Raw genomic sequence first — 5,876 nt, forward strand, 5'->3', positions numbered from 1 at the left:
GAGGTCGCGGACAGGTTGGCTGGTGAGTTTCCACCATAATGCGTCTAGGGCGTAATTCATGCTTATCCGAATATCAGTCATGCCGTCTGAAAAGCTGGAAACGTTTTCAGACTGCCTTAATCAGTCTTTTTTATGGATACGGTGGCTAACGGTATTGAAAAAACCGCGCAGGATATCGATGTCTTCGGTTTGCGTGTTGGCGCGGCCGAACAGGCTCTGCATACGGCGCATCAGGCGCTCGCCGTTGCGGCGGTTGAAAAAGCCGATGTCGTTCATCACGCTTTCCATGTGGGCGACCATGCCTTTGATTTGCTCGTGGGTCGCGGCATGGTCTTCCTGTTGCAGGTGGGTCATGGGCGAATCGGTTTGGCTGAAGATTTCGTAGCACACGACCTGCACGGCTTGGGCGAGGTTGAGCGAGAAATAGTCGGGATTGCCGTTGATGGTCATCAGTCGGTTGCAGGCTTGGACTTCTTCGATGCTCAAGCCGAAGGTTTCGTTGCCGAAAACCAGCGCCACTTTCTCGCCGCGGTTGGCGGCCTGCAGTAATTCGGGCACCAAATCGCGCGGGGTTTGCAGCGGCGCGGTAATTTCGCGGCGGCGGCTGGTCAGGGCGCAGGCGATGGTGGTGTCGGCAAGGGCTTCGTCCAAAGAGGCGGCAATGGTGGCATTTTCCAAAACGTCTGCCGCGCCGGAAGCAAGGATGAAACTTTCTTCCGGTAATTTAAACGATTGCGGATGCTCCGGATCGAATACGGGCGGATTTTCCGTCATCGGCGTTGCCATCAGATTGGGGGCGACGATGGTCAGATTGTGCAGGCCCATTGTTTTCATGGCGCGGGCGGCGGAGCCGATATTGGCAGGATGGCTGGTGCGCGTGAGGATGATGCGGATGTTGTCCAGATAAGCGGGCAGTGCGGGTTTTTCGGAAGTCATGTTTTGTTTTCTGTTTGTACGGGAATCAGGTATAATGCGTCATCTTTTTGTTTTCAGACGGCCTTTTTCCATGCCGTCTGAAATGTTCTTTAACAGCATCGGAAACGATTAACAGCCTCTTGTGTGCCTTGTTCGGCGCATTAGGGCGTATTTTACCTGAATTAGGAAGAAAACCATGAATCCGTTTTTAAATACCGCTTTCAAAGCCGCCCGTAAAGCAGGGCAAATGATGATTCGCGCCGCCGGCAATCTGGATGCCGTCAAAGTAGACAGCAAAGCATTTAACGACTTCGTTTCCGATGTTGACCGCAGCTCCGAGATGATTTTGGTGGAGGCGCTCAAAGAAGCCTATCCGCATCACAAAATCACTTGCGAAGAAGGCGGCTCCCACGGTAAAGCCACCGCCGAGTACGAATGGATTATCGACCCGCTCGACGGCACAACCAACTTCCTCCACGGCCATCCTCAATACGCTATCTCTATGGCACTCCTGCACAAAGGTGTGTTGCAAGAAGCTTTGGTGTACGCACCTGAGCGCAACGACGTGTACATGGCTTCCCGCGGCAAAGGTGCGTTGCTCAATGACCGCCGCATCCGCGTTTCCAACCGCATCGAATTGAACCGCTGCCTGATCGGTACCGGCTTCCCTGTTGTCGATCAAAGCATGATGGACAAGTATCTGGCGATTTTGAAAGATTTCTTGGCCAAAACCGCCGGCGGCCGTCGTGAAGGCGCGGCTTCTTTGGATTTGTGTGCCGTTGCGGCCGGCCGTTTGGACGGTTTCTTCGAGTTTAATCTCAAACCTTGGGATATTGCCGCCGGTGCATTGATTGTCCAAGAAGCAGGCGGTATCGTTACCGATATGTCCGGCAATGAAGGCTGGTTGGAAAGCGGCGACATCGTTGCAGCCAATCCTAAAGTATTGGCGCAAATGTTGAAAATTATTTCCGACCACCAATAAACGTTTGTAGGGAACGGTCTGTATTTATCTTTGCAAGCTAAAGTTTCAATAATCGGTAAAAGGCCGTCTGAAACCTGAAATAGGGTTTCAGACGGCCTTTTGTTTTGTTGTTAACGGGTTCGGATAAAAACTGAAAATACAGCTTTTAAAGAAAGCGTTTTTTAATTTTGTCTGTATTTTCTATTGCTTCGCAGTTATGATGTAGATACGTTTGGCTAAAATAATGCCGCGTACAATCATAAAAATAGAAAGCAGAGGAGAATAATGAAACGAGATTTTGAAGCAGTAAAACGCATTGTCATTAAGATTGGAACCAGCTCTTTGGTGTTGCCAAACGGCAAAATCAATTTGGCAAAAATCGACCAACTGGCCTTTGTCATTTCCAGCTTGGTCGGAAAGGGCAAAGAAATTGTGCTGGTGTCTTCCGGCGCGATGGGCTTTGGGCTGAATGTCCTCAATATGGAAAAACGTCCGGCGGACATGGCGCAGCAGCAGGCTGTTTCCAGCGTCGGCCAAGTGGCCATGATGAGCCTTTACTCGCAGATTTTTTCCCATTATCGGATGACGGTATCGCAAATCCTGCTGACGCGCGATGTGGTCGAATATCCGGAAAGTTTGGCAAACGTTACCAATGCTTTTGAATCCCTGCTTTCCATCGGTGTCATCCCTATTGTCAATGAGAATGACGCGGTCAGCGTGGACGAGATGGACCATGCGACCAAATTTGGCGATAACGACCGTTTGTCGGCAGTCGTGGCGAAAATCGTTAAAGCCGATTTGTTGATTATGTTGTCCGATATCGACGGTTTGTTTGATAAAAATCCGGCCGTTCACGCCGATGCCAAGCTGCGCAGCCATGTGGCCGATATTACCGAAGAAATTATTGCTTCTGCCGGCGGCTCGGGCAGTAAGTTTGGTACGGGCGGCATGCTCAGTAAGATTAAGAGCGCGCAGATGATGTTTGAACATCACGGCCAGATGGTGTTGATGAACAGCGCCAATCCGCGCGATATTCTTCAGGTTTTAGATGGCGCGCCTATCGGAACGTGGTTTGCACAAGAGAAATAGGGAGGTTTGATGAACTATATCGAACAGTTGGGCAAGAATGCCCAAAAAGCCAGTAAAACGTTAATCAGCTTGGGAAGCTTGGAAAAAAACAATCTGCTGCGTCAGGTTGCAACGGCTTTGGTTGAACAGGCTGAGATGATTTTGGCAGAAAATGCCCGCGATTTGGCTGCTGCAAAAGAAAACGGCATTTCGGACATTATGCTCGACAGGCTGCGCTTGAATCACGAACGCATCAAAGGCATTGCGGAAGGCGTTGGGCAGGTTGCCGATTTGCAGGACCCGATTGGGCAGGTTGTCCGCGGCTATACCAATCTGGACGGTTTGAAGATTGTTCAAAAACGCGTGCCTTTGGGCGTGGTCGCCATGATTTTTGAAAGCCGCCCGAATGTTTCGGTCGATGCGTTTTCTCTGGCCTTTAAAACCGGCAATGCCATTATTTTGCGCGGCGGTCGCGATGCCATCCATTCCAATACCGCATTGATTGCCGTCATCAGGCAGACTTTGGTACAAGCGGGAATGGATGCCGATGTGGTGCAGCTGGTTGAAGATACCAGTCATGCTGCTGCCGAGGAATTGATGCAGGCGGTTGATTATATTGATGTACTGATTCCGCGCGGCGGCGCGCGCTTGATTCAGACGGTGAAAGAGAAATCGAAAGTCCCCGTCATTGAAACCGGAGTCGGCAATTGCCATATTTATGTCGATGACAGCGCCGATTTGGAGATGGCGGTCGATATCGTCGTGAACGCCAAAACGCAGCGCCCAAGCGTGTGTAATGCCGCTGAATCTTTGGTTGTTCATGAAAAGATAGCGGAGGCGTTTTTGCCCAAACTGGAAGAAGCCGTTGCCAAAGTGCATCCGGTCGAATTTAGAGCCGATCAGGAGGCATTGCGTATGTTTAAAAATGCTGTTTTGGCGACCGAGGAAGATTATAAGACTGAGTTTCTTGACTATATTATGTCGGTCAAAATAGTGAAATCAGTGGAAGAAGCCGTCGATTGGATTAACGGCCATACAACGCATCACTCGGAAGCGATTGTGACCCAAAGCATTGCCCATGCCGAGTTTTTCCAAGAAAGCATTGATGCGGCGGCGGTTTATGTCAATGCATCCACTCGGTTTACCGACGGCTTTGTGTTCGGATTGGGTGCGGAAATCGGGATTTCCACCCAAAAAATGCACGCCCGCGGCCCGATGGGTTTGGAAGCGCTGACTTCGACCAAGTTCTACATCAACGGCAACGGTCAGATCCGACGTTGATAAACGCCCCTCAACTTCATCAATTTGCGTATAATGGCGGGAAATTTGATTTTTCCCGAACAACCGATTTAGTAAAAAGGAACACACCATGTCCTCTATCCACGATCAAATCAAAGAAGTCGTTACCACACACCGCGTCGTATTGTTCATGAAAGGCACGAAGCAATTCCCGCAATGCGGCTTCTCTTCCCGTGCCGTACAAATCCTCAATGCGGCAGGTTGCACCGACTATGTGACTGTCAACGTATTGGAAAACGATGCCGTACGCCAAGGCATTAAAGAATACAGCGACTGGCCGACCATTCCTCAACTGTACGTTAACGGCGAATTTGTCGGCGGCTCCGACATTTTGATGGAAATGTACGAAGCCGGCGAACTGCAAGAATTGCTGAAAGCTTAATCATCTACAATATTCCGTAATGTAAAATTGTTGACAAAGGCCGTCTGAAACCCTGATTCAGACGGCCTTTCGCATGAATACGCACTTTGCGTGCCATGCGAAAAAAAGTATAATCCCCCTCCATCAACGCAATTCGGAAAATCAACATGAACGTTACCGTTATCAACCACCCTTTAGTCCGCCACAAACTCACGCTGATGCGTGAAGCGGATTGCAGCACTTACAAATTCCGCACGCTTACTACCGAGTTGGCACGTCTGATGGCATATGAGGCCAGCCGTGATTTTGAAATTGAAAAATACATTATTGACGGCTGGTGCGGCTCTATTGAAGGCGACCGCATCAAAGGCAAAACGCTGACCGTCGTCCCGATTTTGCGTGCCGGTTTGGGTATGCTCGACGGCGTACTCGACCTGATTCCGACTGCCAAAATCAGCGTTGTCGGCTTGCAGCGCGATGAAGAAACGCTGAAACCGGTTTCTTATTTTGAAAAATTTGTCGACAGCATGGACGAACGTCCTGCGCTGATTATCGACCCAATGTTGGCGACCGGCGGCTCTATGGTTGCCACCATCGACCTTTTGAAAGCCAAAGGTTGCCGTAACATCAAAGCATTGGTATTGGTTGCCGCGCCGGAAGGCGTGAAAGCCGTCAACGAGGCGCATCCTGATGTAACCATCTACACTGCCGCACTCGACAGCCACTTGAACGAACACGGCTACATCATCCCAGGCTTGGGCGATGCCGGCGATAAGATTTTCGGTACACGTTAATTGAAATGTTTAAGGCCGTCTGAAAAGTGTCAAACCTAAACTTTCAGACGGCCTTGTTATATGGTTTGCTTTAAAACCCACATCAGAAAGGACAATCATGAGCTTCCAAGACAATCTGGCCGCCATGCCTGCCATCGATCATTTGAGCGGCTTGGATATTCTCGATAAAGAGGGCAATGTGGTTCATCACATTCCCAATGCGCCCGGCAAACAAGGCTCGCTCAAGCTTTACCATGCTTTGGCGCAAGAGTTTGACGGCAAGCTGGACGCAGCGGCGGCAGAACGCGGCTTGGCATGGTTTGCAGAACATGTTGCCGATGCCGAAGCCAATCCAGGCAAACATCCGAATATTGATTTACTGTTTAAAGTGAAGGCTGAAAATGCCAGCCTGATTTTGAAACCATTGGCTGCTTAATGAATACAAAAAAGGCCGTCTGAAAATTGTTTTCAGACGGCCTTTTTATATGATTTAAGCCTT

7 protein-coding genes are annotated in these 5,876 nt (G+C 49.8%); 6 read left to right on the forward strand and 1 reads right to left on the reverse strand.

All coding sequences use genetic code 11. The features are described 5' to 3' along the window. Positions 1-120 precede the first annotated feature (120 nt). Complete coding sequence (locus Q1M25_RS07525; protein WP_049333293.1) at positions 121-936, reverse strand: RNA methyltransferase; 816 nt, start codon at positions 934-936, stop codon at positions 121-123. A 175-nt stretch (positions 937-1,111) separates the two neighbouring features. Here Q1M25_RS07525 and Q1M25_RS07530 point away from each other — a divergent pair, with 175 nt between their 5' ends. The 6 genes from Q1M25_RS07530 to Q1M25_RS07555 all read left to right on the forward strand — a co-directional run bounded on the left by Q1M25_RS07530 (position 1,112) and on the right by Q1M25_RS07555 (position 5,813). Then, positions 1,112-1,897 carry an inositol monophosphatase family protein gene (locus tag Q1M25_RS07530; RefSeq protein ID WP_049344131.1) on the forward strand — a complete coding sequence of 262 codons (786 nt, stop codon included), beginning with the start codon at positions 1,112-1,114 and terminating at the stop codon, positions 1,895-1,897. 264 nt (positions 1,898-2,161) lie between these two features. Next, positions 2,162-2,965: a glutamate 5-kinase gene (proB, locus tag Q1M25_RS07535; protein WP_003746044.1), complete on the forward strand. Its 804-nt coding sequence runs from the start codon at positions 2,162-2,164 to the stop codon at positions 2,963-2,965. Between the two features lie 6 nt (positions 2,966-2,971). Then, positions 2,972-4,225 carry a glutamate-5-semialdehyde dehydrogenase gene (locus Q1M25_RS07540; protein ID WP_300483533.1) on the forward strand — a complete coding sequence of 418 codons (1,254 nt, stop codon included), beginning with the start codon at positions 2,972-2,974 and terminating at the stop codon, positions 4,223-4,225. Positions 4,226-4,313: 88 nt separating this feature from the next. Further along, the gene (gene grxD, locus Q1M25_RS07545) at positions 4,314-4,625 is read left to right on the forward strand and encodes a Grx4 family monothiol glutaredoxin (RefSeq protein ID WP_003681608.1); all 312 of its coding nucleotides are present in this window, start codon (positions 4,314-4,316) and stop codon (positions 4,623-4,625) included. 146 nt (positions 4,626-4,771) lie between these two features. Continuing rightward, entirely contained in the window at positions 4,772-5,398 is a 627-nt protein-coding gene (upp, locus tag Q1M25_RS07550) for a uracil phosphoribosyltransferase (protein ID WP_003746048.1), read from the forward strand. Between the two features lie 97 nt (positions 5,399-5,495). After that, on the forward strand, positions 5,496-5,813 hold the full coding sequence (locus tag Q1M25_RS07555) for a DUF2322 family protein (protein ID WP_004519528.1): 318 nt from the start codon (positions 5,496-5,498) through the stop codon (positions 5,811-5,813). The last annotated feature ends 63 nt before the right edge of the window (positions 5,814-5,876 follow it).

The organism is uncultured Neisseria sp. (assembly GCF_951230505.1).
Lineage (GTDB): Bacteria > Pseudomonadota > Gammaproteobacteria > Burkholderiales > Neisseriaceae > Neisseria.